General features: G+C 59.9%; 27 protein-coding genes. 18 read left to right on the plus strand and 9 right to left on the minus strand.

Annotated features, from left to right (window positions below):
* Positions 1-180: 180 nt before the first annotated feature.
* Positions 181-960 (plus strand): outer membrane beta-barrel protein, encoded by a 780-nt coding sequence (locus GRI34_RS01565; protein ID WP_160594438.1) that lies wholly within the window; start codon positions 181-183, stop codon positions 958-960.
* A gap of 192 nt (positions 961-1152) precedes the next feature.
* A complete protein-coding gene (folP, locus tag GRI34_RS01570) occupies positions 1153-2268 on the plus strand; it encodes a dihydropteroate synthase (RefSeq protein WP_160594439.1) in 1116 nt (371 codons plus the stop codon).
* Here the strand turns inward: folP and GRI34_RS01575 are convergent.
* Together GRI34_RS01575 and GRI34_RS01580 are read right to left on the minus strand one after the other, a co-directional pair.
* Positions 2265-3047, minus strand: a complete 783-nt coding sequence (locus GRI34_RS01575; protein WP_160594440.1) for an SDR family oxidoreductase — start codon at positions 3045-3047, stop codon at positions 2265-2267. The two genes, folP and GRI34_RS01575, sit on opposite strands and share 4 nt — an antisense overlap.
* 129 nt (positions 3048-3176) lie before the next feature.
* The gene (locus tag GRI34_RS01580) at positions 3177-4592 is read right to left on the minus strand and encodes a sigma-54-dependent transcriptional regulator (RefSeq protein WP_160594441.1); all 1416 of its coding nucleotides are present in this window, start codon (positions 4590-4592) and stop codon (positions 3177-3179) included.
* Positions 4593-4778: 186 nt separating this feature from the next.
* On the opposite strand from GRI34_RS01580, the gene GRI34_RS01585 reads away from it, so the two are divergent.
* The 14 genes from GRI34_RS01585 (at position 4779) to GRI34_RS01650 (ending at position 16835) form a co-directional block, all read left to right on the plus strand.
* Positions 4779-4904, plus strand: a complete 126-nt coding sequence (locus tag GRI34_RS01585) for an aa3-type cytochrome c oxidase subunit IV (protein WP_143089643.1) — start codon at positions 4779-4781, stop codon at positions 4902-4904.
* Positions 4905-4915: 11 nt separating this feature from the next.
* Entirely contained in the window at positions 4916-6040 is a 1125-nt protein-coding gene (locus GRI34_RS01590) for an NAD(P) transhydrogenase subunit alpha (RefSeq protein WP_160594442.1), read from the plus strand.
* Positions 6041-6068: 28 nt separating this feature from the next.
* The gene (locus GRI34_RS01595; protein WP_160594443.1) at positions 6069-6353 is read left to right on the plus strand and encodes an NAD(P) transhydrogenase subunit alpha; all 285 of its coding nucleotides are present in this window, start codon (positions 6069-6071) and stop codon (positions 6351-6353) included.
* A complete protein-coding gene (locus tag GRI34_RS01600) occupies positions 6353-7870 on the plus strand; it encodes an NAD(P)(+) transhydrogenase (Re/Si-specific) subunit beta (RefSeq protein ID WP_234028121.1) in 1518 nt (505 codons plus the stop codon). The genes GRI34_RS01595 and GRI34_RS01600 overlap by 1 nt, the downstream gene beginning before the upstream one ends.
* A gap of 3 nt (positions 7871-7873) precedes the next feature.
* Positions 7874-8215 carry a hypothetical protein gene (locus tag GRI34_RS01605; protein ID WP_160594444.1) on the plus strand — a complete coding sequence of 114 codons (342 nt, stop codon included), beginning with the start codon at positions 7874-7876 and terminating at the stop codon, positions 8213-8215.
* A 56-nt stretch (positions 8216-8271) separates the two neighbouring features.
* Entirely contained in the window at positions 8272-9456 is a 1185-nt protein-coding gene (locus tag GRI34_RS01610) for a parallel beta-helix domain-containing protein (protein ID WP_160594445.1), read from the plus strand.
* Between the two features lie 2 nt (positions 9457-9458).
* Complete coding sequence (locus tag GRI34_RS01615) at positions 9459-10457, plus strand: SO2930 family diheme c-type cytochrome (protein ID WP_160594446.1); 999 nt, start codon at positions 9459-9461, stop codon at positions 10455-10457.
* A complete protein-coding gene (locus GRI34_RS01620) occupies positions 10454-11431 on the plus strand; it encodes an alpha/beta hydrolase (RefSeq protein ID WP_160594447.1) in 978 nt (325 codons plus the stop codon). The genes GRI34_RS01615 and GRI34_RS01620 overlap by 4 nt, the downstream gene beginning before the upstream one ends.
* 76 nt (positions 11432-11507) lie before the next feature.
* The gene (locus tag GRI34_RS01625) at positions 11508-12203 is read left to right on the plus strand and encodes an aspartate/glutamate racemase family protein (RefSeq protein WP_160594448.1); all 696 of its coding nucleotides are present in this window, start codon (positions 11508-11510) and stop codon (positions 12201-12203) included.
* A 112-nt stretch (positions 12204-12315) separates the two neighbouring features.
* Complete coding sequence (locus GRI34_RS01630) at positions 12316-13476, plus strand: deoxyguanosinetriphosphate triphosphohydrolase (RefSeq protein ID WP_160594449.1); 1161 nt, start codon at positions 12316-12318, stop codon at positions 13474-13476.
* Positions 13469-14167 (plus strand): NAD(P)H-binding protein, encoded by a 699-nt coding sequence (locus GRI34_RS01635; RefSeq protein WP_160594450.1) that lies wholly within the window; start codon positions 13469-13471, stop codon positions 14165-14167. The genes GRI34_RS01630 and GRI34_RS01635 overlap by 8 nt, the downstream gene beginning before the upstream one ends.
* Before the next feature lie 10 nt (positions 14168-14177).
* Positions 14178-14618: an ABA4-like family protein gene (locus GRI34_RS01640; RefSeq protein WP_160594451.1), complete on the plus strand. Its 441-nt coding sequence runs from the start codon at positions 14178-14180 to the stop codon at positions 14616-14618.
* Positions 14619-14674: 56 nt separating this feature from the next.
* Positions 14675-16231, plus strand: a complete 1557-nt coding sequence (locus GRI34_RS01645) for a long-chain-fatty-acid--CoA ligase (protein WP_160594452.1) — start codon at positions 14675-14677, stop codon at positions 16229-16231.
* Positions 16232-16241: 10 nt separating this feature from the next.
* Positions 16242-16835 (plus strand): DUF938 domain-containing protein, encoded by a 594-nt coding sequence (locus GRI34_RS01650; RefSeq protein ID WP_160594453.1) that lies wholly within the window; start codon positions 16242-16244, stop codon positions 16833-16835.
* Positions 16836-16896: 61 nt separating this feature from the next.
* Here the strand turns inward: GRI34_RS01650 and GRI34_RS01655 are convergent, their stop codons facing one another.
* Positions 16897-17028 carry an entericidin A/B family lipoprotein gene (locus tag GRI34_RS01655; RefSeq protein ID WP_090482176.1) on the minus strand — a complete coding sequence of 44 codons (132 nt, stop codon included), beginning with the start codon at positions 17026-17028 and terminating at the stop codon, positions 16897-16899.
* A 122-nt stretch (positions 17029-17150) separates the two neighbouring features.
* On the opposite strand from GRI34_RS01655, the gene GRI34_RS01660 reads away from it, so the two are divergent.
* Positions 17151-17375, plus strand: coding sequence for a hypothetical protein (locus GRI34_RS01660; protein ID WP_234028122.1), 225 nt, complete (start codon positions 17151-17153; stop codon positions 17373-17375).
* Between the two features lie 8 nt (positions 17376-17383).
* Here the strand turns inward: GRI34_RS01660 and GRI34_RS01665 are convergent, their stop codons facing one another.
* The gene (locus GRI34_RS01665; RefSeq protein ID WP_199800093.1) at positions 17384-18916 is read right to left on the minus strand and encodes a CpaF family protein; all 1533 of its coding nucleotides are present in this window, start codon (positions 18914-18916) and stop codon (positions 17384-17386) included.
* A 190-nt stretch (positions 18917-19106) separates the two neighbouring features.
* Between GRI34_RS01665 and GRI34_RS01670 the strand changes: the two genes are divergently transcribed.
* Complete coding sequence (locus GRI34_RS01670) at positions 19107-20831, plus strand: hypothetical protein (RefSeq protein ID WP_160594455.1); 1725 nt, start codon at positions 19107-19109, stop codon at positions 20829-20831.
* Between the two features lie 17 nt (positions 20832-20848).
* Here GRI34_RS01670 and GRI34_RS01675 read toward each other — a convergent pair whose 3' ends face one another.
* Genes GRI34_RS01675 through rfbF form a run of 5 tightly spaced genes read right to left on the minus strand, consistent with a single transcriptional unit; the run spans position 20849 to position 25353 of the window.
* Positions 20849-21754, minus strand: a complete 906-nt coding sequence (locus GRI34_RS01675) for an NAD-dependent epimerase/dehydratase family protein (protein ID WP_160594456.1) — start codon at positions 21752-21754, stop codon at positions 20849-20851.
* The gene (locus tag GRI34_RS01680; RefSeq protein ID WP_160594457.1) at positions 21754-22980 is read right to left on the minus strand and encodes a class I SAM-dependent methyltransferase; all 1227 of its coding nucleotides are present in this window, start codon (positions 22978-22980) and stop codon (positions 21754-21756) included. The genes GRI34_RS01675 and GRI34_RS01680 overlap by 1 nt, the downstream gene beginning before the upstream one ends.
* Positions 22980-23537 (minus strand): dTDP-4-dehydrorhamnose 3,5-epimerase, encoded by a 558-nt coding sequence (gene rfbC / locus GRI34_RS13455; RefSeq protein ID WP_160594458.1) that lies wholly within the window; start codon positions 23535-23537, stop codon positions 22980-22982. The genes GRI34_RS01680 and rfbC overlap by 1 nt, the downstream gene beginning before the upstream one ends.
* Positions 23534-24586 (minus strand): CDP-glucose 4,6-dehydratase, encoded by a 1053-nt coding sequence (gene rfbG / locus GRI34_RS01690; RefSeq protein ID WP_160594459.1) that lies wholly within the window; start codon positions 24584-24586, stop codon positions 23534-23536. The genes rfbC and rfbG overlap by 4 nt, the downstream gene beginning before the upstream one ends.
* Positions 24586-25353: a glucose-1-phosphate cytidylyltransferase gene (gene rfbF, locus GRI34_RS01695; RefSeq protein ID WP_160594460.1), complete on the minus strand. Its 768-nt coding sequence runs from the start codon at positions 25351-25353 to the stop codon at positions 24586-24588. The genes rfbG and rfbF overlap by 1 nt, the downstream gene beginning before the upstream one ends.
* Between the last annotated feature and the right edge of the window lie 44 nt (positions 25354-25397).

A 25397-nucleotide genomic window follows, 5' to 3' on the forward strand; every position in this document is an offset into this window, starting at 1 on the left:
GAGCATTTCCGCGGTCGCTCGGCGCCCCGAAAATGGCGGATTAACGCCGCTCCTGCACCAGTTGTCGTAGGAGTGCAGGATTGCCACAGGTTCCCGGGATTTTGGCTGGAACCTGCCTTGCGGAGCCTCGTTGGACCGGCTGATGCGCGATGAGCGCAGATCAATTTATGGAGCAAACCCTTGAAGAAAGTTCTTCTCACGACCGCTGCGGCCGCCGGCCTGATAGCTATTCCCAGCGCAGCCGCTGCGCAGGGTTCATACGTTAGCGTAACTGGCGGTTACGTATTGCCGTCGGATTCCGACAATAGCGGCGAAACCACTGCCAATATCGCCGCAACCGATGATTTCGGCGCCATTCCCTCGGGCACCAGCGTGGGCTGGAATACCGAGTTCGACAATGGTTTCGAAGCCAGCGGAGCCTTCGGTTATGCAACCGAATCCGGCCTGCGGTTCGAAGGCCAGCTGTTCTACAACTCCTATGATGTCGAGACGCATAGCGGCCTCACCGTCGGGGGTGGCAATATCGACGCCGTCGACGTCGCTGTGCTCACCCGCGGTCCCGCCGACGATGCCAACCCGACAGTTGGTGCCGTGATTGCCGATGGACAGGGCGATGTGTCGAATGTCGGCCTCTTCGGAAACGTCTACTACGACATTGGCGGTCCTGACGCGACCTTCAAGCCGTTCGTTGGTGCGGGCCTCGGCTATCAATGGACCGACGTTAATTACCAGCCCTCGGGTGTGGACGTTGCCGATGATAGCGATGGCAGCTTCGGTTACCAGCTGATGGCTGGTGCTGGCTTCGAAGTAAGCGAAGGCCTCGATATCTTCGCCCAGTACACCTACCGCGACAGCTTCAACGATCCGGAAGTCGAGTTGAATCTGCTTCCGGCGACTCTTGAAGTGGAAACGCAGCAGTCGATCGTCTCGCTCGGCGTGCGCTTCAATTTCGGCGGTTAAAGGTCGCCTCCAAAGCTATGAGACGGGCGGTCCTTCAGGGGCCGCCCGATTTCACATCAACCGAATTGCTCTCGAAGAGGGCTACGGCGAGAGCGAAACAAGGCCCATTTCGCGAAAGAACTTGGAATTCTCTCTCAACCAGCGTGTTCCATGTGTTCCATCCTGTCGGCAATCGGCTAGGACGGTCCTACTATGAGCGATCAAGTCTACATCCGCCCCGTCGGCTTCGCGCCGGGTCCCCAATCCGAACATGGCAATGCCATCCGGCTGGCAGGGACGATGGTCTACGCCAGCCGCTTTGCCGTGATATTGCGCCGCGACGGGGAGGTCGTCGAACGGCTTCTCGCCTCGGTCGACACGATCGACGAGGTTATGGGCGCCTTGCCCGACGAAGTAGGCGCAGAGGCCGAGGCGCAATGGGCAAACCTCACCCTGGCGCATCCGCCAATGCAGCTCGGTAACCGCGCAGTCGCATTAGACCAGCCCCAGGTCATGGGCATCCTCAATGTGACGCCGGACAGCTTCAGCGACGGCGGCGAATTCATGGACAAGCCCGGCGTCCAGCGCGAGGTCGCTGCCGGCATGCTAGAGGCGGGGGCGGCGATCATCGATATCGGCGGTGAAAGCACGCGGCCGGGTGCCCAGCCGCTGTGGGAAGGCGACGAGATCGAGCGCGTTGTTCCGGCGATCGAGGCCTGTTCCGCGATGGGGGCCGCGATCAGTATCGATACGCGCAAGGCAGCGGTCATGGAGGCCGCACTTGAAGCGGGCGCGCACCTTGTGAACGACGTCTCGGGTCTCAAGCACGATCCGCGCAGCGGAGAAGTGGTCGCTGCCGCTGGTTGCCCCGTTGTACTGATGCATGCACCGGGAGCGGGGGGCGAAGATCTCCATGCGAACGGCGACTATGACGCGGTCGTATTTGATGTCTTCGATACCCTGCGCGCACGCCGCGACGCCGCTCTTGAGGCGGGGATCGAAGCGAAGAACATCATGCTCGATGTCGGGATCGGCTTCGGCAAATCTCTGGCCGACAATCTCGCCCTGATCAACGCCCTGCCTATGTTTCACGCGCTGGGCCACCCGCTCCTGTTCGGGGCGAGCCGCAAGCGCCTGATCGGTGCGTTGAGCAAGGAGGCGCCGGTGGAGCAACGTCTCGGTGGTAGCGTTGCCCTTGCGCTCGAGGCAATGCGGGGCGGGGCCCAGGTTTTGCGGGTGCACGACGTCCCCGAAACCGTGCAGGCGCGCAACGTCTGGCGCGGCCTCAGGGACGCCGCACTGACCGATTTCAGCGACCTGCCGGGCTAGCTTCCCGGAGAAGCTGCCGAGCCCGCCAGTAGACCGCCGTCGAGCGTGAGCTCGCTGCCGGTCATATAGCCGCTCTCGTCGCTGGCGAGGTAGACGCAGAGCGCGGCAACCTCCTCGACCGTGCCGAAGCGCTTCAGGGGCGTATCGGCAACAAGCGCCGCCATGCGCGCATCGCGGTCGGGACCGTCGCCAAGCATCGGCTCCCAGATTTCGGTGAGGATGGCGGCAGGATGGATCGAGTTGCAGCGGATCGCCCAGCCGTTCTGCGCAGCGTAGAGCGCCACGGACTTTGAATGGTTACGCATCGCCGCCTTGCTCGCCGCATAGGCCGCGGCACCTGGAATGCCGACGAGGCCGGAACGCGAGGACATGTTGATGATCGATCCTGCACCCTTGGCCTTCATCGCACGAAGGGCATAGCGACAACCAAGAAAGCAGCCGTCGGTGTTGACCGCATGGACGCGATGCCATTCGGCAAGGCTGGCGTTCTCCGGATCGTGCGCGGCAGGGCCGTCCTCGAAGCCGGTGATCCCGGCGTTGTTGACCAGCACGTCGATTGCCGGAAACGCTTGTGCAAAAGCGTCCCAGTCCGCCTCGCTCGCCACGTCCAGCCGGGCGAACTCGCAGCCAAGCTCCTGAGCTGCCGTCCTACCTTCGGCGTCGTCGATATCGGTCAGCACGACGCGCGCGCCTTCGGCCTTGAAAGCTGCACAAATGGCCTTGCCGATACCGCGCGCGCCGCCGGTGACGACGCACAGTTTTTCGTTCAGTTTTTGCATGGTGTTACCTCGGGAAATTCAGGTGCAATTCGGGCCGCGATTGCAGCCACGTGGACAGTCGTTCCGCCTCAGCGGTGTCCCTTGTTCACCTGAATTACTCCCGTTCGGTTCGACCCGTCTTCTAGCAGATCACGCAGCGTTGTCGATGCCGAGGTCGGAAAGCTTGCGATAGAGGGTCGAGCGGCCGATGCCGAGACGGCGCGCGACTTCGGTCATGCGTCCACGGTAGTGTCCGATAGCCAGGCGGATGATGTCGGCCTCTATCTCTTCCAGCGGACGCAAATTGCCGTCGTCTTGGTAGAGTAGCACGCCAAGCCCGCGGGCACGGCTTTCGCCTCTGTGCCCGTCGCCGAGCAATTCGGCCAGCTGCGGGAAGCTCTCGGCCGTGAGTGCTTCGCCATCGCAGAACACGGACGCGCGGAAGAGCACGGCCTGGAGCTGGCGAACGTTGCCGGGCCAGTCGTAGGCTTCCAGCAGCGAAAGGCCGCTATCTGCGATCGAGTGGTGCTTGAGACCCGGCTGTTCGGCGATGCGGGAGAGGAAATAGCGGGTGAGGGCGGGAATGTCGCCCAGCCGGTCGCGCAAGGGCGGGAGATAGATGCTGGTGGCGGACAATTTGTCGCGCAAAGCCTCGGAAAACTCGCCGTTCTCGATGAGGATGTCGAGAGGAACGTCGCTCGCGCCGAATACGCGGACATCGACCCTGAACCCGTGCGATGCGCCGGTCGGCCTGACTATACCGCTATCGAGCATTTCCGCGAGACGTTCCTGGATGGACAGATCGATACGGTCGATCTCGTCCAGCATCAGTGTCCCACCGTCACAGAGCTCTATCAGGCCCACCTGCTTGTCGAATGCCCCAGGAAAGGCGCCTTTTTCGTGGCCGAAGAGAAGGGATTCGAGGGAGTTGCCCGGCATGCCTGCGCAATTCACCAGGCGTACCGGTGCCTTGGAGCGCGTCGATGCCTGGTGCATGGCACGCAGCAGCATTTCCTTGCCGGTGCCCGTTTCGCCTTCGACAAGGACATGGCCGTGACCGCGCGCGGCGGTGGCTGCCTTGGCGAGAGCGGTGCGGAACGGCGCCGCCGTGCCCACCATGGCGTCGAAGTCCAGCACTTCGGAGAGTTTCTCCGTCATGGGCTGCAATTCGTCCTTCGGCGCTTCGCGGCGCGTCGCGCTGCGAAGGGCGGACAGGAAGCGTTCGGGAGCGATGGGCTTGATCAGGTAATCGGTTGCACCCGCCCGCATGGCTTCGACCGCCAGCAAGGGCGAAGTGCTCGCCGTCAGCATCATGACCGGAACCTTGGGGTGATCCGACTTCAGGGTGCGAATGAAGTCGCAAGCATTGTCGCCCGGCACCCACTGGTCGAGCAGGACCGCGCCGACCTGCGAGCCTTCCTTGGAGGCCAAGGTTTTCTGCGCTTCTTCGCAGCTCTCGACGACAAGCGTACGCCATCCTTCGCGCGCGGCGAGGGCGGTGACGAGGCGGCTTTGCGCCGGCTCGTCGTCGATCAGCATGAGAAGACGGCCTTCCTGACTCGCCATGGTCCCGCATACTCCCTTCGGCGCGCCTGCATGATCGCGGGCCCGCTGCCCAAGGGTCTATCGCAAATGGGTAAAGGGGCGATTAAGCCTGAATTTCGGCGGTGGATCGGGGAATTCAGGCACTTGTCGAAGATTAATCAGCGTTCTAGGGGTTCGGGGAATGAGTTAACATTTGAGGGACTGAGTATGGAACCGGGCAACGACATGAAAGCGCATAGCAAGACCTATGGCTCTTTCATCGGAATGCTTAAGTGGGCAATTCCCGTAATTGCGATCATCACTGCGATCGTCGTCATCCTGATCTCCGGTTGAGCGCGCACTAGATGCGGATCGCTGTTCTGGCTGAGAGAGGCGCTGGCGAAAGCCGCGTCGCATTGACGCCGGAGACGGCAAAAAAGTTCATCGCACTGGGGGCCGATGTCGCGGTTGAAGAAGGCGCAGGGGTAAGCGCCTCCATCACCGACGAAGCCTATCGCGACGCCGGGGCCGAAGTGGCCACGGCGTCAAAGGTCGTGGATGGCGCCGACATCGTGCTGGGCGTGCAGGCTCCCGATGTGGCGCTGCTTGCGGGTGCGAAGCCGGGTGCGTGGGTCGCTGCGACATTCGATCCTTTCCGCGAGACAGCGCGCGTCGAAGCCTATGCCAAGGCAGGGCTGGAAGCGCTGTCGATGGAATTCATGCCGCGCATCACACGTGCGCAAAGCATGGACGTTCTCTCGAGCCAGTCGAACCTGGCGGGCTACAAGGCGGTTCTGACTGCGGCCAATGTCTACGGCCGCGCTTTCCCGATGATGATGACTGCTGCCGGTACGGTGCAAGCGGCCAAGGTCTTCGTGATGGGCGTGGGCGTTGCCGGACTTCAGGCGATCGCCACGGCCAAGCGGCTTGGCGCGCAGGTCTCGGCAACCGATGTTCGCAGTGCCACGAAAGAACAGATCATGTCGCTCGGCGCGAAGCCGGTTTTCGTAGAGGATGTCGCTGGCATCGAAGGCGAAGGATCGGGCGGCTACGCCACAGAGATGAGCGAGGAATACCAGAAGGCACAGGCCGAGCTGGTATCCGGCCATATAGCCAAGCAGGACATCGTCATCACGACCGCCCTGATCCCAGGGCGCGATGCACCGCGCCTGATTTCGGACGCCCAGATCGCCAGCATGAAACCGGGCAGCGTCATTTTCGACCTTGCCGTGGCGCAGGGCGGAAATGTGGAAGGCTCGCAGCCCGACCAGGCTGTCGAGAAGCACGGCGTGAAGATCATCGGCTATTCGAACACGGCCGGACATCTGGCAGCCGACGCCTCGGCGCTTTTCGCCCGCAACCTCTACAACTTCCTCTCCGCCTTCTGGGACGAAGAGGCCAAGCGCCCCGTGCTGGACGAGGAAATCGGCAACGCCGTGCGCCTGACGCAAGGCGGCAAGATCGTGCACGAGAGGCTGACGACGCAGTAATTACCTGACCCGGGGAGGGGTCACGACAATGGACTTCATTTCGATCCTGTCGATCTTCGTGCTGGCGTGTTTCGTCGGCTATTACGTGGTCTGGTCGGTCACGCCCGCGCTGCATACGCCGCTGATGGCTGTGACCAATGCGATTTCCTCCGTGATCATCGTCGGCGCCCTGATCGCGGCGGCGGCGGCGAATGTGCCGGGGGCGAAGTGGCTGGGGCTGCTCGGCATCGTGCTTGCCAGTGTGAACATCTTCGGCGGGTTCGCGGTGACGGCGCGAATGCTCGCCATGTACAAGAAGAAGGAGAAGAAGTGATGCATCGCCTTCTCCTTGCTGCGCCTTTCGCGCTGCTGGCCACGCCTGCCCATGCCGCAACCGGCGAGGCCGTGAACCCTTGGGTAGCGCTCGCCTATCTCGTGTCGGGCGTGTTCTTCATCCTCGCGCTGCGCGGCCTGTCCTCGCCCGCGACGAGCCGGACGGGCAACCGCTTCGGCATGATCGGCATGCTGATCGCGGTCGTGACCACGCTGTTGACGCAAATTCCGCAGAAAACCGGCGATTTAGCGAATAGTTACGTCGGTCCCGATTTTGCCAGCCTCGGCGAAATCCTGATCGCAATTGCCATCGGCGCGATCATCGGCGTCACGATAGCCCGCCGCATCGCCATGACCGCGATGCCCGAACTGGTCGCGGCTTTTCACTCGCTCGTCGGCCTTGCCGCGGTGCTGGTGGGCTGGGCGGCCTATCTCAATCCCGGTGCCTTCGGCCTGCTGGTCGGTGATGGAATAGGCGCGGTTTCCAAGGTCGAGATGGGTCTCGGCATCGCGATCGGTGCGATCACTTTCTCCGGTTCGGTCATCGCCTTTGCGAAGCTCTCTGGCCGGATGAGCGGATCGCCGATCCTGCTGCCTGCGCGCCATGTCATCAATCTGGGCACTTTAGCTGCGATCATCGTGTTTACCGCGCTGTTCGCGATGGCCGGGCCTTCCGAGACCATGCCGCTGATCATCGCGCTGACGGTTCTGGCCTTCCTCATCGGCTTCCTGCTGATCATTCCCATCGGCGGGGCGGACATGCCGGTCGTGGTCTCGATGCTGAACAGCTATTCGGGCTGGGCGGCGGCAGCGATGGGCTTCACGCTCGGCAATACGGCGATGATCATCACCGGCGCGCTGGTCGGCTCGTCGGGTGCGATCCTGAGCTACATCATGTGCCGGGCGATGAACCGCAGCTTCATCTCGGTGATCGCAGGCGGCTTTGGCGCTGAAGACGGCGCCGGCGGGGGCGAAGCGCGCGAAGCAAGACCTTACAAGCAGGGCAGCGCAGACGATGCCGCCTTCATGCTCGAACAGGCCGAGAAGGTCATCATCATCCCGGGTTACGGAATGGCGGTGGCACAGGCACAGCACGCGCTGCGCGAAATGACCGACATTCTCGAAGAGAAGGGCGTGGACGTGAAGTTCGCGATCCACCCCGTCGCAGGCCGCATGCCCGGGCACATGAACGTGCTCCTCGCCGAAGCCAGCGTAGATTACGACAAGGTTTTCGAGCTGGAGGATATCAACAGCGAGTTCGCGCAGGCCGATGTCGCCTTCATCATCGGCGCGAACGACGTGGTGAACCCGGCGGCGAAGACCGACAAGTCCTCGCCCATCTACGGCATGCCCGTGTTCGACGTCGACAAGGCCAAGCAGGTCTTCTTCATCAAGCGTTCGATGGGCGGCGTGGGCTATGCCGGGGTCGACAACGATGTCTTCTACATGGACCAGACCATGATGCTGCTTTCCGATGCGAAGAAGATGGTCGAGGAAATCGTGAAGGCGCTCGATTAACCCATGCGCAAGGCAATCATCGGCATCGCCCTGGTGGCGATCCTCGGCTTTTTTGCCTGGGGCTATTTCGGCGGGATCGAACGCGTCACGGCGGGGCGCATCGAAAGCGTGCTGGTGGACAAGGGTATCTCACCGCCCGTCGCGGCCTGCATGGGCACCCGTATGGCGGAACGCCTGTCGCTCAACCAATTGCGCAAGCTGGAAAACCTCCAGGCGCGCGACGGCGAGAGCGCGGTGCCGCTCACTATGGCCGAATTCCTCGAGCGCCTGCGCCGCGTAGACGACCCCGAAGCGATCGAGGTCGTCGGCACCTCGGCGGCAATCTGCTCGTTCACGACGCGTTAGAGACGCTTGCAATAGCTCCCGATAGCGGCACTATGTGGGCCGAGAGGGAGACACTTATGATCCGCACTGCATTCGCCGCGACGCTGCTCGCAAGCACCACTCCGCTGCTGGCCGAAACCCACACGATTTCGCCCGGAGAAGGCGCGCAGGAGCGCTTGCAGGAAGCGCTCATCCTCGCCCAGCCTGGCGACGAGATCGTCCTCGAGGCAGGACGATATGCAATGAGCGACGGCCTTAGCCTCGACGTAGACGGCGTGACCTTGCGCGGTGTGGGGATGGACGGGACGGTGCTGGATTTCACCGGGCAACAGGGCGCGGGCGAGGGGCTTCTCGTCACGTCTGACAATGTCACCATGCGTGATTTCGCTTTGGAAAATCCCAAGGGCGACGGCGTGAAGTCGAAAGGCGCCGACAACATCGTCTACCACCGTATCCGCGTGACCTGGACCCGCGGTCCCCATCCGGAGAACGGGGCCTATGGCATTTATCCGGTCGAAAGCACCGGCGTGCTGGTCGATGGCGTCAAGGTCACCGGGGCTAGCGATGCAGGTATTTACATCGGCCAGTCCAACCGGATCACCGTGCGCAACTCGATAGCCGAGGCGAATGTGGCGGGGATCGAGATCGAGAACAGCCGGAATGCGCTGGTCGAACACAATATTGCGACCCGGAATACGGGCGGCATCCTCGTCTTCGACCTTCCCAACCTCCCGGTGATGGGCGGCGGCAATGTAATCGTCGCGAACAACCTCGTGGTGGCCAACGATACGCCCAATTTCGCGCCTCCCGGCAATATCGTGGCAGGTGTTCGGCGAGGGACCGGCATCATGGTGATGGCGAACGAGAATGTGCTGATCGAGGACAACATCCTCTCGGGCAACCCGACCGCACCGGTCATGGTGATCGCCTACACGCAGCCTTACGACGACGATCGCTACAATCCGCTGCCGCGCGAAGTGGTGGTCGGGCCTAACCAGTTCGATGGCGGCGGTTACGATCCGCAGCTCGATGGTGCCGAGATGCTGCTTGCGGCATTCGGGGGCGAATTGCCTCCCGTGCTGTGGGACGGCCTGGGTTCGCTCGCTGCCGTACAGGGCACCATGGGCTGGAGCCTAAATTTGCCCGAAGCGGGCAAGGGGCTGGGCGGTGCGCAGCCTGCGCTGATGTCGGTCGATGCGCCTACCACCGAGTTCGAGCGGGATGGTATCGGCGCTCCTGCTGAGCTGGACACACGTTTGTAGCCATGAAGCAATTCGGCATTCTCGCCTGCGCGGTTCTCGCTTTTGCCTCTGCGGTAGCGGTCGAGGCGCGCCTCGTTGCCCCGCAAGTGTCCGATGCTGCGATCCAGGGCGAGGGGCTACCGCGCACGCTGGAGGAATTCGGGTTCTTCATCCACGCGGATGCGCAAATACCAACGCTTGGCGTAACGCCTTACCGGCTGAATACACCGCTCTATTCGGACGGGGCGGAAAAGCTGCGCTTCATCTATTTGCCGCAGGGCACGCAAATGCAGGCAGACGGCGAAGGCCTGATCGATTTCCCTGTCGGCACGGCCCTGATCAAGACCTTCGCATTCGGCGAGGGTGACGCCCGACGCCTCATCGAGACGCGCGTGCTGCTGCACCGTTCCGACGGCTGGCTCGCACTCCCCTACGTCTGGAATGAGGAACAGTCAGAGGCACGCCTCGCGATCGCTGGCGCTCGCGTACCGGTGACGACGCCTGCGGGTGGGGAAATCAGCTACCGCGTACCCAATAAGAACCAGTGCAAGGAATGCCACGGTCTAGACGATGCGGTCGTTCCGATCGGCCCCAAGGCCCGCAATCTTTCGCAAGAATGGCTGTCGGCAAATCTCGGAGAGCTTCCGGAGGGCGCGGATACGCTGCCGGTTTGGGAAAATCGTTCGCAGTCGAGCACGGCTGCCGTTGCTCGAGCTTTTCTGGATGTGAACTGCGCGCATTGCCACCGCCCCGGCGCGACCGCGTCGAACAGCGGTTTGGACCTGCGTTGGGAGCAAGAGGACACCCATGCTATCGGCATCATGAAACGACCTGTAGCTGCCGGCCGCGGCGCCGGAGGATTGCTCTTCGACGTGGTGCCCGGAAAGCCGCAGAAATCAATCCTGCTTCACCGCATGCTCAGCAATGAGCCCGGGGTAGCCATGCCCGAACTCGGCAAGGCGACGATCGACAGGGAAGGCGCCGATGCCGTGCGTCGCTGGATCGAGGAGATGCCGCAGTGAAGTGGGTTTTTCGGATATTCGCCGCAGTCCTCGTTATCGGATTGATCGCCTTCCTTTTCTTGCGCACACCGGACACCGACCGCGACGAGATGTGGGCCAAATATGGCGCGGCTCCATCGCAAGCCGTTAAGCTTGCCGACGGACGTGAAATTCACGTTCGCGACGAAGGGCCGCGCGATGCGCCCGTAATCATGCTCCTGCATGGCTCGAACGCCGATCTTCACACGTGGCAACCCTGGGCCGAAATTCTCCGGGAAGACTACCGTGTGGTGCGGTACGACCAGCGCGGCCACGGACTGACCGGCGCCGCCCCCGATGCGGAATACACCCGCGAGGCCTTCGTTTCGGATGTCGATGCGGTTGCCGACGCGCTCGAGCTGGACACGTTTAACCTGGCTGGAAACTCGATGGGCGGCTGGATCGCGATGGCCTATGCGCTTGAGCATCCCGAGCGTCTGGAGGGATTGGTGCTAGTCGATGCGTCGGGCGCACCGATCGAACGTGAGGGGTCGGGCAACCTCGCTTTCAAGCTCGCTTCGATGCCCGTGGTCGGAAACGGCCTTAGCCAGATGCTCCCCCGCTCCTTGGTTGCGAAAAGCCTGTCGCAAAGTGTCTCGAACCAGGCTGTCGTCACCGATGCGGCGATCGACCGCTATTGGGAAATGGCGCGCTATCCGGGCAATCGGGCCGCCACGCGCAAACGCTTCAGCACCCCGCGCGAAGGGTTCACTGCAGAGCAAGCCGCAGGAATGACGGTCCCGACCCTGGTTATCTGGGGCAAGGAAGATGCGCTGGTGCCGTTTGAAGGCGGCGAATGGTATGCGCGCAATATCCCGAACGCCACGCTCGTCGCGTATGACGGAATCGGCCACATCCCGATGGAAGAAGCTCCGGAGCGCAGCGCTGCCGATCTGTCGGAATGGCTGGCCCAAACTCTCTCCACCCAGGACACCGAAACTGAGGAACCGCAGTAGCGCACGTCCGTTCTAGGGCGTTGAAACACAAGTCGCATCGTGCGGTGATAACAGGGTAACGGGAAGGAGCGCGCAATTGCGCAAATTGGGTCTCATCGGGGGCATGAGCTGGGTTTCGACCCGCGCCTATTACGAACGCATCAACAAGGAAATCCAGCGCCGCTCCAACTTCATGTCGAGCGCGCCGCTACTGATCGAAAGCCTGGACTATTCGCTGATCGCCAAGGCCAAGCAAGCCGATGACTGGGATGCAGTCGCTTCGTTGCTGGTGGAAAGTGGCCGCCGCCTGGAGAGTGCCGGTGCCCAAGGCATGATCATTGCCGCCAACACCATGCACAAGGTCTACGACCGCGTGGCCGAAGGGCTATCCATTCCTGTTCTGCACATTGCAGACAGTGTCGGCGAAGCGATGAAAAAGGCCAATTGCGATAATGCGGCCCTGCTCGGAACGCGGTTCGTGATGACAGAAAGTTTTTATCGCCAGCGCCTCGTCGCACATGACGTCGACCTGCTACCGCCCGATCCGGGCGACGTGGAACTGGTCGATGGCATCATCTACAAGGAATTGATGCTCGGCAGGGTCACGCGGTCCGCCGAACGAGCGCTGAAGACGATCATCACCAACAAGGACAAGGAAGGCGCGAAAGCCATCGTCCTTGCCTGCACCGAATTGGAGATGGTGGTCGACACGGATGCGAATGTGCTGCCCGTCTTCGATTCCACCGACATTCACTGCCGCGCCGCTGCGGAATGGATGCTCGCCGACAATTGACCGGCATCGCCCGTTTTTTGGCACGCAGCGTCGCTTTTCGCCGATAAGCGGGCAAGTTCCCATTTCGTTCACGTTGTCGCGCGGATTCGGCTGACCTAAGCCTTGGCGCTCCATGAACAGAGCTCCTTACGCTGCCGATCCCGCTGCTTCGCGCGGACGCGAATTTCCCGAAGACCGTGACGGCACGCGTGGTCCGCGCAGCGAATTCCAGCGCGATCGCGATCGCATCATCCACTCGATCGCTTTTCGCCGCCTGCGTTCCAAGACGCAGGTCTTCGTGGCGCCTGACGGCGATCACTATCGAACCCGCCTCACGCACAGCATCGAAGTTGCCCAGATAGGACGCGTCATTGCGCGCGAACTGGGGCTGGACGAGGATCTTACAGAGGCTTTGTGTCTCGGCCATGATATCGGCCATCCACCGTTCGGTCACGCAGGCGAGACCGCGCTCGAAGAGGCGATGGTCCACGCTGGCGGCTATGACCACAATGCGCAGGGCATAAGGATGCTGGCGCGGCTGGAGAGTAATTATCCCGACCATCCCGGGCTTAACCTGACCTGGGAAACGCTCGAGGGTCTCGCCAAGCACAATGGTCCCGTTTCGGCAGCCAACTGGGCGTTGAGCGACATCGATGCCGCTTACCCGCTGGAACTCGGTCAATGGCCCTCTCTTGAAGCGCAGGTGGCGGCAGTCGCGGACGACATCGCCTACGACAATCACGACATCGACGACGGGTTGCGCGCCGGTTTCCTGTCGCTCGACGATCTAATGGAGATCGATTTTCTCGCGGACCAGTTCCGGGCGGTGGAGAAGCGTTTTCCGCACATCTCGCGTGACAAGCAGCTTCGCGAACTGGTCCGCAGCCAGATCGGCCTTATGGTGAACGACGTGCTTGAGCACACGCGCAAGAACATCGTTGGTCTCGACACCGTCCAGCAGGTTCGCGAAGCTGGTAAGCAACTCGCCGGTTTCTCGCCGGATATGGCGGACCGGGAACGTATGCTGAAAAAGTTCATGTACCAGCGGCTGTATTACCATCCGGAGCAATTGCAGACCGCGGAACGCGCGCGCGACGTAATCGCCCGGCTGTTCGTGGCCTATCAGCAAGATCCCACCACTATGCCCGACGATTGGCTTGAACGCCTTCCCGACACCGATCCGGAAAAGAGCCGCCACATTGCCGATTTCATCGCAGGCATGACCGATCGTTTCGCGATCGACCAATGCACGCGGATTTACGGACGCGCTCCGCAGGGGTTGTCCAATGTCTGACGGTGCTCTGCGCCTGTGCGTTATCGGCGCAACCGGCCTCATCGGTGGCAAGGTGATGGAAGAGTGTATCGGCCGCGAGGACGTGCGGCTTTCCGCGATTGCCCGACGCGAGGCAAAGCTTCCACGCGGTATTCGCATGGAGCTGTTCGTTGCCGAACCGGCAAAGTGGGGTGAGGTTCTGGAGGCGCTTCGCCCCAAGGCGGTGATTTGCGCACTCGGCACCACCTGGAAGAAAGCGGGGGAAGACGAGGAAGCCTTTCGTGCGGTGGACCAGCACCTTGTGCTGGAGACCGCGCGCGCTGCTAAGGAGCAGGGTGTAGACCGCTTTGTCGCAGTCAGCTCGGTCGGCGCGGATACGGCCTCGAAAAACTTCTACCTCCGGGTAAAGGGTGAAACCGAGCGCGAACTGACGAAGCTGCGCTTCAATCGCCTAGATATCCTTCGACCCGGCCTGCTGCGCGGAAAGCGAGAGAATGACCGCAGGATTGGTGAGCGCATTGGTATTGCTGCCGCGCCGGTCGCCAACCTCCTCCTTCACGGCAAGTACCGCCAGTATCGCGCAATAGAGGCTGAAACCGTTGCGCAGGCTGCCATCTCTCTTGCAAAAAGTGCGGCGAGGGGGCGCTTCGTGCACGACAACGACGCGATCTTGCGAGCGGCCAAACGCCTGCCGCAATTGATCACCGACTAGGAGAGCGAAGATGTGGGACACCGTTTTCTCGATAGCCAACGCATTGGCCTTGCTGATGTGGGTGGCGCTGGTGTTCCTGCCGCGCTGGCCAGCCCTGCTTGCGGCTATTCTCTATCTGGGCGTGGCGCTGTTGAGCGCAGCTTACGCAGTGTTCTTGATCGCCGTAGTGGCTGGCATCGTCCCGGGTGGCGAGGGTGGTAATTTCTCGTCGATCGAGGGCGTGCGCCAGATTTTCGCAAGCGACGCCGGTGTCACCATCGGCTGGATCCATTATCTTGCTTTCGATCTCTTCGTCGGCCTGTGGATCGCTCGCGATGCCGACGCGAAGGACTTTTCGCGGCTGGTCCAAGCCCCGATCCTTTTCGCCACATTGATGGCGGGTCCGCTCGGCCTCGTCCTGTGGCTCGTGATCAGGGAACGGCGTGCCCGTGCCGGAGGCCGCTGGCAATAGGACCCTTGCTCCCCGCACCATGCATGGCATGATGGCTGGCTAGGGAGACAATGGCGATGACCGGAACCGGCGAACAGAAGCTTACTTTCGACGAATTCATTACGCACTGGGCCAGCGAACGACCTGACACGGTTGTGCTGGAAGAGGGTGATGACGCTATCACCTACGCCGGTTTCGAACGGCGGAGCCGCAAGATTGTAGCGATGTTCAGCGAGCGGGGTTTGACCAAAGGTGACCGGATTGCCTGGCTGGGGAAGAACGCACGCCACTATTTCGAATTATTCTACTCTGCCGCGCGAATGGGCGTGGTGATGGTGCCGATCGGCTGGAGGCTGGCAGCTCCGGAGGTCGCCTATATCCTCAAGGACACGGTCGCGAAGATTTTGTTTCTCGGCGAAGGGTTCGACGACATGGCCGCCAAGGCCGTGTCCGAATTATCTGAGAAGCCCCAAGTGATGGGGCAGAAAGCTGCAATCGCCGCGATCGACCAAGCGGATGAGGCGCAATTCGAGCCGGCGGGACCGGACGATGCCGTGCTCCAGCTTTATACCTCGGGCACGACCGGCAACCCAAAGGGCGCGGTGCTCACCAATCGCAACCTGTTCTCGCTTCGCATTCCCAGCCAGGAAGAAGGCCAGCCGTGGTCCCTGTTCGATGAGGACGAGGCCATCCTGGTCTGCATGCCTTGCGCTCACATCGGCGGAACGGGGCTCGGCGTCATGGCGATGGGCGCGGGTATCCGGTCTATCGTGCAGGCAGAATTCACGCCCGATGGTGTCCTCGACGGGTTTGAACAGGGCATCACGCGCCTGTTCATCGTTCCGGCTGCCTTGCAGATGGTCGTCCAGCATCCGCGAGCCAAAACGACCGACATGTCCGCTGTCAAATATGTGCTTTATGGTGCCGCCCCGATCCCGCTCGACCTTCTGCGTGAGGCGGTTCGCACCATTCCCGAGGCCGGTTTCCTGCAATGCTATGGTATGACGGAAACGACCGGTACCATCGCAGCACTGCCGCCGGAGGATCACACCCTCGAAGGAAACGAGCGGATGAAGTCATGTGGGAAGGCGGTGGCAGGCGTCGAACTGAAGGTGATCGGTGAAGACGGCGAAGAACTGAAGCGCGGCGAGGTGGGTGAGCTCATCTGCAAGAGCCCGTCCAACATGGCGTGTTACTGGAACCTGCCTGACGCGACAGAAAGCTCCCTAAAGGACGGCTGGATGCACACGGGCGACGCAGCGTACATGGATGATGATGGATATGTCTTCATCCAGGATCGCATCAAGGACATGATCATATCTGGCGGCGAGAATGTGTATCCGGCGCAAGTCGAGAGTGCGATCTACGGCCACCCCGCGGTCGGAGAGGTCGCCGTGATCGGAGTCCCCGACGAGACTTGGGGGGAAGCAGTGAAGGCTTGCGTCGTTCCCAAGGCGGGAAGCGAGGTCGACGAGGCGGATATCATCGCATGGACAAGCGAGCGGTTGGCCAAGTTCAAGGTGCCCAAGAGCATCGATGTCATCGACGTCATGCCGCGCAACGCCAGTGGCAAGATCCTCCGCAAGGATCTACGCGCACCGTACTGGGAAGGCCGGGACAGACAGGTCAATTGAGGCGCGCTGTATGAAGCGCCACGCGCCGGCCACCGCGCGCAATTCGGCAGCGCTCGCCCAAGTTCTCGGTCAGGAGCTTCCGGAAACGGGGCGGGTTCTCGAAATTGCCAGTGGTTCAGGGGAGCATGCTCTGTTCTTGGCCCGCCGCTTTACGACCCTGGTCTGGCAGCCGAGCGATATCGATCCCGAGGCACTGGCCTCTATCGATGCCTGGTCGGGTGAAGCAGAACTCGAGAATCTTGAAAGAGCGATCGCGCTGGATGCGGCGGATCCCGCTTGGAGCATGGAATATGTCGACGCGATCCTATGCGTCAACATGATCCATATCAGCCCCATTGCGGCAACGGTGGGTCTTTTCGCAGGTGCTGGAAAGACCTTGGCGCGCGGCGCCCCGCTAATCCTTTATGGGCCATTCTTCGAGGAGGGTACCGCCACCGCTCCTTCGAACATTGCATTCGACGAGAGCCTGCGCGAGCGTAATTCTGAATGGGGGTTGCGGCAGGTCGGCTGGCTGGACGCGCTAGCCGGCAAGAACGGGCTATCCCGCTCGGCGAGGTACGAGATGCCCGCCAACAATCTCGTGCTCGTTTATCGCAAGGCCTGACACGAAAATGCCCGCCGTTATTGCGGCGGGCGTTCGGTTCGATACGGCAGGAGAGGAAGCATCAATCGATCGCTTCTTCACCGGCCTTACCAACGGAAGAGATGTCTTCGCCAAGGCCCTGCACCGTATTGCAGGCAGTGGCGGAGAGGCTCAAAGTCGTGAGCCCTAGTGCGAGAATAAGTTTCTTGATCATGGCTTCCTCTTTCGCCTGAAAGCACGCTTGTGGCAATTTTCAGTTGAAAAATCCATGAACCAAATGAGCCGGCGTTTCACCCGACCCTTGGAGCAGGGCAGTTCGTCGCCCATATGCGCGCCATGAAAGCGTTCCTGACATTCGCCAGCGAAGCGGAGATCGTCGCCTTGTGGGGCATTGCGTGCCTCTCCGCGGCGATATTCGCGCTTGTCATGGAGCGGCGTCGTAGCAAGCGGACCAGTATCGACAACGTCGGCTGGGTCCCCTGGACGGGCCTGTTCCTTACGTTCGCCGTATTGGGCGGAGCGCTTCTTGTCGTCTCAATCCCAGGTGTGATCCGGGGCTGAATGCAGGATTAGAGGCAGGCTTCGAGGTAGGCTTGGTCAAATCCGAACTGGCGAGCCTTCTCGAGCGTATAGGGTCGCAGGCCGCTGGAGCGGAATTCGCCCATGATCTTGCCGTCTTCGCTTTCGTCGAGATACTCGAACTTGAACAATTCCTGCGTCACGATCACGTCGCCTTCCATCCCGATCACCTCGGTGATGTTGGTGGTGCGGCGCGAACCGTCGCGAAGACGCTTCACCTGCACGATTAAGTCGACCGATTCCGCGATCTGGCGGGAGATGGCTTCCTTCGGGATTTTGATGTCGCCCATCAGGATCATGTTTTCCATACGGCCGAGGCATTCGCGCGGGCTGTTGGCGTGAAGCGTACACATAGACCCGTCGTGGCCCGTGTTCATGGCGGCGAGAAGGTCGAAACATTCCGCGCCACGAATCTCGCCCAGGATGATGCGGTCAGGACGCATACGCAGGGCGTTCTTCACAAGGTCGCCGATGGTGATGGCGCCCTGGCCTTCAAGGTTCGGCGGACGCGTTTCCAGCGGCAGCCAGTGGGGCTGCTGCAGGCGAAGTTCGGCGGCGTCCTCGATGGTCAGAACGCGCTCGCCCGGGTCGATCATCTTCGACAGGGCGTTGAGCATGGTCGTCTTACCGGAACCCGTACCGCCCGAGATGACAATGTTCATCCGGCAGGCACCGGCGATCTTGAGCGCGGTACACATTTTCTCGCTCATCGAGCCAAAGCCCTGAAGCATGTCCAGTGTGATCGGCTTCTCGGAGAACTTACGAATCGAGATCGCGGTGCCGCGCAAGCTGAGCGGCGGCACGATGACGTTCACACGGCTGCCGTCCTTCAGGCGGGCATCGGCCAGCGGGGTGGTCTGGTCGACGCGGCGGCCGACCTGGTTCACGATGCGCTGGGCGATCTGGAACAGGTGGCCCTCGTCGCGGAAACGGATCGGCGCCAGCACCAGCTTACCCGATTTCTCGATGTAGGTCTGGTCCGGGCCGTTGACCATGATGTCGGACACGTCCGGATCGTTGAGCAATTCTTCGAGCGGACCGAACCCGAGCAGTTCGTCGACAAGCACCTTCTCCAGCGCAAACTGTTCACGGCGGTTGAGCGTGACCTTCAGTTCGGCCAGCACTTCCATGATGATCGGGCGGAATTCTTCCGACAGCTCGTCCTTGCTGAGCGTAGCAGCCGCTTCGGGGTCGACGCGTTCGAGCAGGCGGGGAAGGACCTGTTCCTTGATCTTGTGGACGCTGGCTTCGAAACCGCCGACTTCGCTATCGCCGGAGTGGGTAGCATTCATGCGTTCCGACAGGCGCGCCATGGCATCGCTGTTGCGATCATTGCCTGCGCCTTCGGCGGCAGGTGCGCCTTCTTCGGGAAGGGGCGGAAACTGTTCGCCGCCTTCGTCGGCATCGTCGCCAGCGGCTTTGGAACCGCCAGCGCCACCGCGCATCGGTTTCGCCACGCCAAACTGCGGACGAGCGCCGGAACCCATTCCTCCAGCACCGTTCTTGCGTCCGAATGCACTCATGCCAAACCCCCGAGGCTCACTATCCATATGACGCGCTACTTTTGCCGAAAGGATGGCAAATCACGCCTTTGCGGTTGTGGTGAATAATTCGGAAACCTTGATTTTTTCCTAACTTCAAGAGCTGGGAAATCGGCGGAAAGATGTAGCCCAAGGCTTGCTCAAACTCGCGGCTTGTCGATAGGCCGAGAGTATGAACGAAGCAGCGAACCGCGCGGGTCATTGGCGAAGCAAGCCACATGGCGCGCTTTTCTCGGCCTCGCTGCTCTTGTGCTTCTTCACACTGCTTCTCAGTGTTATCGATACCGACGCTCTGCCCCGCTATTACTTTGTCAATCAGGACCGATGGGCTGCCGCCTATTTTGCTGTCATATTGGGGTTGCTGGCTTTCTACCGTGAGACGGCGAGACCCCGCGTATCCCCACCCCGGTTTCGTGAAATTTGTTTGGCGGCGTTTGTCGTCGTGGTGACCGGTTATGTCGGTCACTATTTATTGCTCTTCGGCTACCCTGTGACACGGGATGAACTCATGGCCGAGTTCGATGCGGAGATTTTTGCATCTGGCGAATTGGCGGCCAATGTGGCGCCGCAGTGGCGCGACTATGTTGTAGCCATGGCGCCGCACTTCCGGCTCCCAATCCACGAAAATGCTGCATGGGCGTCCGCCTACCTGCCCATGAATGCAATGATTAGGGCAGGTTTCGGTAGTGTTTTCGATCCAAGTCTCCTGAATCCGCTATTAGCTGGAATTGGGCTGATCGCGCTTTGTGATGCCGCAAAGCGACTGTTCCCGGAATCTGCAACGCCTCAATGGGTGGTTCTTGGTGGCTATCTGCTTTCTGCCCAGATTCTTATAACTGGAATGACTAGCTATGCGATGACCGGACATCTTGCGACAAGTTCAGTTTGGCTGAGCTTGTTTCTTAGAGACACGCGATGGTCGCACGCTGGAGCAATGGCGATCGGCGTTTTGGCAATCGGGTTACATCAAATTGCCTTCCATCCCCTGTTCGCAGGGCCAATTCTTCTGACGCTACTCCTGCATCGGCGATGGTACCTGTTTGCTGTTTATGCCCTCACATATGGAGCGGCTATCCTCGGATTCACCTCATATCACTCGTGGGTTGCTGGCGGATACGATTTCCAAGGCTCCAACTCTTTAAGTGAAGGCGGGTCCGCTTTCTTTGATTTCCTACGCAATCAGGTTTTGCCCCTGTTGCGGATTCCATCCATTTCGTCATTTCTATTTATGGAGTGGAATCTCCTGCGTTTCTTCGCGTTTATGCCGGCCTTTGTTCTGCCGCTTCTATTGCTGAGTGGTCGCGCTCTGAAGTCTAACCGCGGGATTTCGGTGCCTCTGATGGCTGGTCTGCTTATTACGTTGGCCGTGCTGTTCCTCGTAATTCCCTATCAGGGGCACGGCTGGGGCTTTCGGTATCTGCATGGTCTCCTGCCGAGTGTCCTGCTCTTGTGTGCCTACGGGTATGCCTCGCTCCAACAGGAAAACGGTGGCGGAAGGGCATTGCCGATCAAGAGCATGGCCCTGGCAACACTGCCCGCCATCGCATTTCTGACGGTGTCATCCCAAAAGTTCGTCGCGCCTTATGCTGAGGCTACTGAAATCATCAATCAACAGGATGGAGACTTTGTCCTGGTTGATACAACGAGCGGGGATTTTGCAGTCGATTTGGTCAGAAATGACCCTTATTTGCGGAATCGACCACTGATCTTTGATCCGAGATTTCTCACCCAAGACAATATCGCGGAATTATGCGGGCGGGGGACCATTTCCCTGGTCAGGAAAACTGACCTAGCGCTGCCCGAAATTGGCTCAAGCAGCGGCGAGACCATTGATATTGCCGCTCTTGAGGAATGGCTGTCGTCTCAAGAATGCTACCGCACCCCGGTCGCGAAATGATATGTGCCCCGGTTAGCCTATGGCGATGCCGGACTGATTAGACCCTCTTTTTCCAAGGTGCGCGCGATTGCGGCCTGCCGAGAAAACTGCGGGGTGAAGCAAACCTCTTCTCGAAGGCGCTTAGTTGCTGCAAACAGAGACTGAGGCTCTCCATCTGGTAAATCCCTCTTCCCGAATTCGAGCGATACAGGCACTCCAGTCTGATCAGCGACCTCTTCCACGAATTGTCTTACGGGAACTGGAGTTCCAGTTCCAATGTTCACGGGGCCCACAACGCTGGAGTTTGCCAAGGCCCAAAGGGCGGAAGCTACGTCCTCTACGAACATGAAGTCGCGCTGTTGCGTACCCGACGAGAAGATTGCCGGCTTACCTTCACGGATTGCCGATATCAGGGTTCCCAAGAGGCGTTCAGGTCGATCGCCGGGACCATAGGGAAAGAATATTCTGCCCCACGCGAGCTCGAAGCCGAGGATTGGCGATGCTGCGCGTAGGATCTCGAAGAGGGATGCCTTGGACTGGCCATACAAACTTGCTGGCTTCACTTCAGTAGCGCACTCATCGAGACACTGATCATCCCACGCGTATTCTGCACAGCTTCCCGAAACCACCACTCTTTTGCCACCTGCTTTCACAAAGGCCCTGACGAGCTCTAGCGAGCTCGAAACCCAATCGAGATTTTCTGGCGCCGACCAGAATTTTCCTGGCTCGGCATACCAGGCGAGATGAATTAGCAAATCGGGTCGGATATCAGCCAGCGCGGCACGCATGGTTTCGTGATCATGAAGATCACATTCGTGGAATCGAGGGTTTGGCAGGTCAATATTAGCCCTGCCGATCGCGAAAACCTCGTTTTCGGATCGAGACGCTATCTTGGTGACGTGTCTGCCGATGAAGCCGTTTGAGCCTGTGATGGCGATGCGCATCACAAGACCCGCATTTCAGGTACCGCCACAATGAATTGCACATCCCAATGGCAAAACTCTCTCAACTGCTCGACCACTTCGTCTTGCAGATTCCAAGGAAGGATCAGGATGAAGTCGGGCCGGTCAATTTTCAGTTGCGATTTCTCCAGGATCGGAATGCGGCTGCCTGGCATATATTTTCCGATCTTGGAGTGACTTAGGTCGACTACGTATCGCACTTGATCGGGCCGTACACCGGAAAAATTCAGCAACGTATTGCCCTTGGCTGCCGCGCCGTAACCCACGACTTTCTTTCCGTTGGCCCTGGCTTCAATCAGGAAGCTCAGAAGGTCGTCTCTTATCTGCTCGGCCTGCCCTTGCAGCTTCGTGTAAAAGCGCTCCTCATGAACGCCCGCGTCTCTCTCCAATGAGCGGATGGTCTCTACATTGTTGGTTTCTTCACGCTCGGTCTCTCCCGCCTGACAAGCATAGATGCGCAAGCTTCCTCCGTGGGTCGGTAGCTGATCGGCATCAAAAATTTTCAATCCATTGGCGGCGAAAATTCGTTCCACAGCCAGCAAGGAGAGATACGAGAAATGTTCATGGTAGATGGTATCGAACTGCCGCCCCTGGATCAGTTGGAGCAGGTGCGGAAATTCGAAACAGGCGACGCCGCCCGGTTTCAGCAATATTGAGAAACCCGCGACGAAGTCGTTGATATCGGGCACATGGGCCAAGACGTTATTGGCCACCATCAAGTCTGCCGAACGACCTTCGTCCGCCAGAGCCTTGGCGCAATCCACGCCGAAGAATCTTTCGAGCGTCTCAATTCCTTTTGCGCGCGCGGCGCTGGCCGTGCTGCTGGTTGGCTCGATACCGAGATTTGGGATCCCGGCCTGCTTGAAGAATTGGAGCAGGTAGCCGTCGTTCGACGCGACTTCGACCACATGCGAGTTTGCATCCAGTCCCAATCGCTCGATCATCATTCCGGCCAATTTCTCGCTATGCTTCAGCCAGCCGGACGAGAACGAACTGAAATATGCGTAGTCGGGAGTGAAAAGCGCATCGTGAGCTGCGAAATCTTCTGTCTGTACGAGCTTGCACGCATCGCAAACCAGCACCCTCAGTGGAAACCAAGCCTCTGGCTTATGTAATGCGTCTTCATCGAGATATGCGTTCGACGGCGGGGCGCTACCGAGATCGATAAGCGAGGTAGTGAGAGGCGCGTCGCAATGCCGACATTTCATCAGTCTATACCTTCGAAGTCGTCTTCAATTGGCTTGTGTGTCAAATCCCGCTCCGACATTTGACTGATCGGGATTGGCCAATCGATGCCCAATCGCGGATCAGTCGCCAGAAGGCCGCCTTCGTGGGTGGGCGCATAGTCACGATCATGAAGATACAGCAGCTCAACATCATCGGTAAGCGCTTGAAATCCGTGGGCAAAACCACGGGGGATCAACAAACTCTTCCGATTGTCGGCGCTGAGGTGAGTGCCGAAGGCAGAAAGAAACGTGGGAGAGCCGCGACGAAGGTCGACAGCAACGTCGTAAACCTCGCCCGCCAGACAGGTCACGAGCTTGGTTTCATCATGCGGCGGCAACTGGAAATGCAAGCCTCTCACAGCGCCGCGCTGAGCGGTGCAGCTGTGATTTACCTGTCGCACTGGGCCGTCCCATCCCCACTCTTCAAAAACGGACGGTTCGAATACCCGACAGAAACTGCCCCGTGAATCCTTGATGGGAGCCCGCTCAATGACCCACAGGCCCTCGACGTCGGTTGGCGATGCTGAGATGCCAGTCACGAGACTTCGTAGTCGCTAATTTGCCTTATGCAGCACTTCTGCATGTCGGCTTGGTCTCGATATTCTGCATACCATTCTAGGGTGCAATCAAGGGCTTGTTCGACGGACCAACGTGGATGCCAACCCAGTTCGTCGATTGCCAAGGAACTATCGATTTCCAGTAATTGAGCTTCGTGAGGACCGGACTCAGTCCCCGCCCGCCAGGAAAAATCGTTATGACGAGACGCGATATAATCTGCGACCCAGGAGACTGTTCGTTCATCGCCAAGGGCCGGTCCGAAATTCCAGGCTCTGGAGTAACTAGTAGGCTCTCGTACCATCGCCTCGACCAATGATACATAGCCACCCAGCGGTTCCAGGACATGCTGCCACGGCCGGGTCGATGACGGCGACCGAATGATGAGCGGTTCAGAGCAATCCAATGCGCGCATGGCATCGGGGATGAGCCGGTCGACAGCCCAATCGCCGCCCCCAATTACATTGCCCGCTCGGGCCGATGCAAATTCGATGCCGCTTTGCGAGAAGAAGCTGTTTCGCCAGCTAGTAGTGACCAATTCCGCGCAAGCCTTGCTGGCAGAATAGGGGTCCTTACCACCCAGAGCGTCCTTTTCACTAAAGCGCCGGCCGGTCTCGTCGTTGGCATAAACCTTGTCGGTGGTCACATTGAGTACGGCCTGAAGTTCTGGTGCCGTCCTCAGGCAGTCGAGGAGATTGACCAAGCCAACCACGTTCGTTGCAAATGTACCAACCGGGTCATCGTAGGATGTCCTGACCAGAGGTTGGGCCGCAAGATGAAAGACGATCTGGGGCGAGGCTTTTTCAACTGCCTTTGACAGCGAGCTTAGGTCCCGAATGTCGCAGATCAGATGATTTTCTAGGACACTTGCCACCTGAGCCACTTCGAAGAGCGAAGGTGAGGTGGGCGGATCCAGCGCGATACCGCTCACTCGTGCTCCGGCATTGGCGAGCATCAGGGACAGCCAACTCCCTTTGAAGCCGGTATGACCAGTCACGAGGACGCGGCGATCCTGCCAAAACCGGTGGTCCATCAAGCGGGCTTCCACGGTGCGGAACCACTATCCCACATGCGTTGTAGCTGCATCTTGTCGCGCAAAGTATCCATCGGTTGCCAGAAACCGTGATGCTTCCACGTCATCAATTCTCCGTCGGAGGCCAAGCCAGTCAAAGGCTCTTCTTCCCAAACCGTGGAATCTCCGGAAATCCTGTCGATCACGGTCGGCTCCAGCACGAAGAATCCTCCGTTTATCCAGCCGCCGTCCCCTTGGGGTTTTTCCTCGAAGTTTCGAACTGCGTCGCCTTCCAGCACCAGAGCTCCGTACCGTCCCGGCGGTTGAACGGCCGTGATGGTAGCCTGTCTGCCATGGGAAGTGTGGAAATCCACGGCTGCGCGGATATCGACATCGGACACGCCGTCGCCGTAAGTCATGCAGAATGAACTGTTGTCGAGATAATCGCGAACTCGCTTGAGGCGCCCGCCGGTCATTGTGGCTTCGCCGGTGTCGACCAGAGTTACCTTCCAGGGCTCGGCGTTTCTTCGATGGATGGTACTGGTGTTGCGTGCAAGATCGAACGTCACGTCGGATACGTGCATGAAGTAGTTCGCGAAATACTCCTTGATCATGTAGCCCTTGTAGCCACAGCACACGATGAAATCCGTAATGCCGTGCGCAGCGTAACTATGCATGATGTGCCAAAGGATCGGTCGCCCGCCAATCTCGACCATAGGCTTTGGGCGGACGACGGTTTCTTCGCTTAACCTGGTCCCCAACCCGCCGGCAAGGATGACTGCTTTCACTTTCTGATCCCTCGTTGCCGCACTTTCAGGTCCCTGCTAACCTC

The sequence above is a fragment of the Qipengyuania aquimaris genome (assembly GCF_009827445.1).
Classification (GTDB): domain Bacteria; phylum Pseudomonadota; class Alphaproteobacteria; order Sphingomonadales; family Sphingomonadaceae; genus Qipengyuania; species Qipengyuania aquimaris.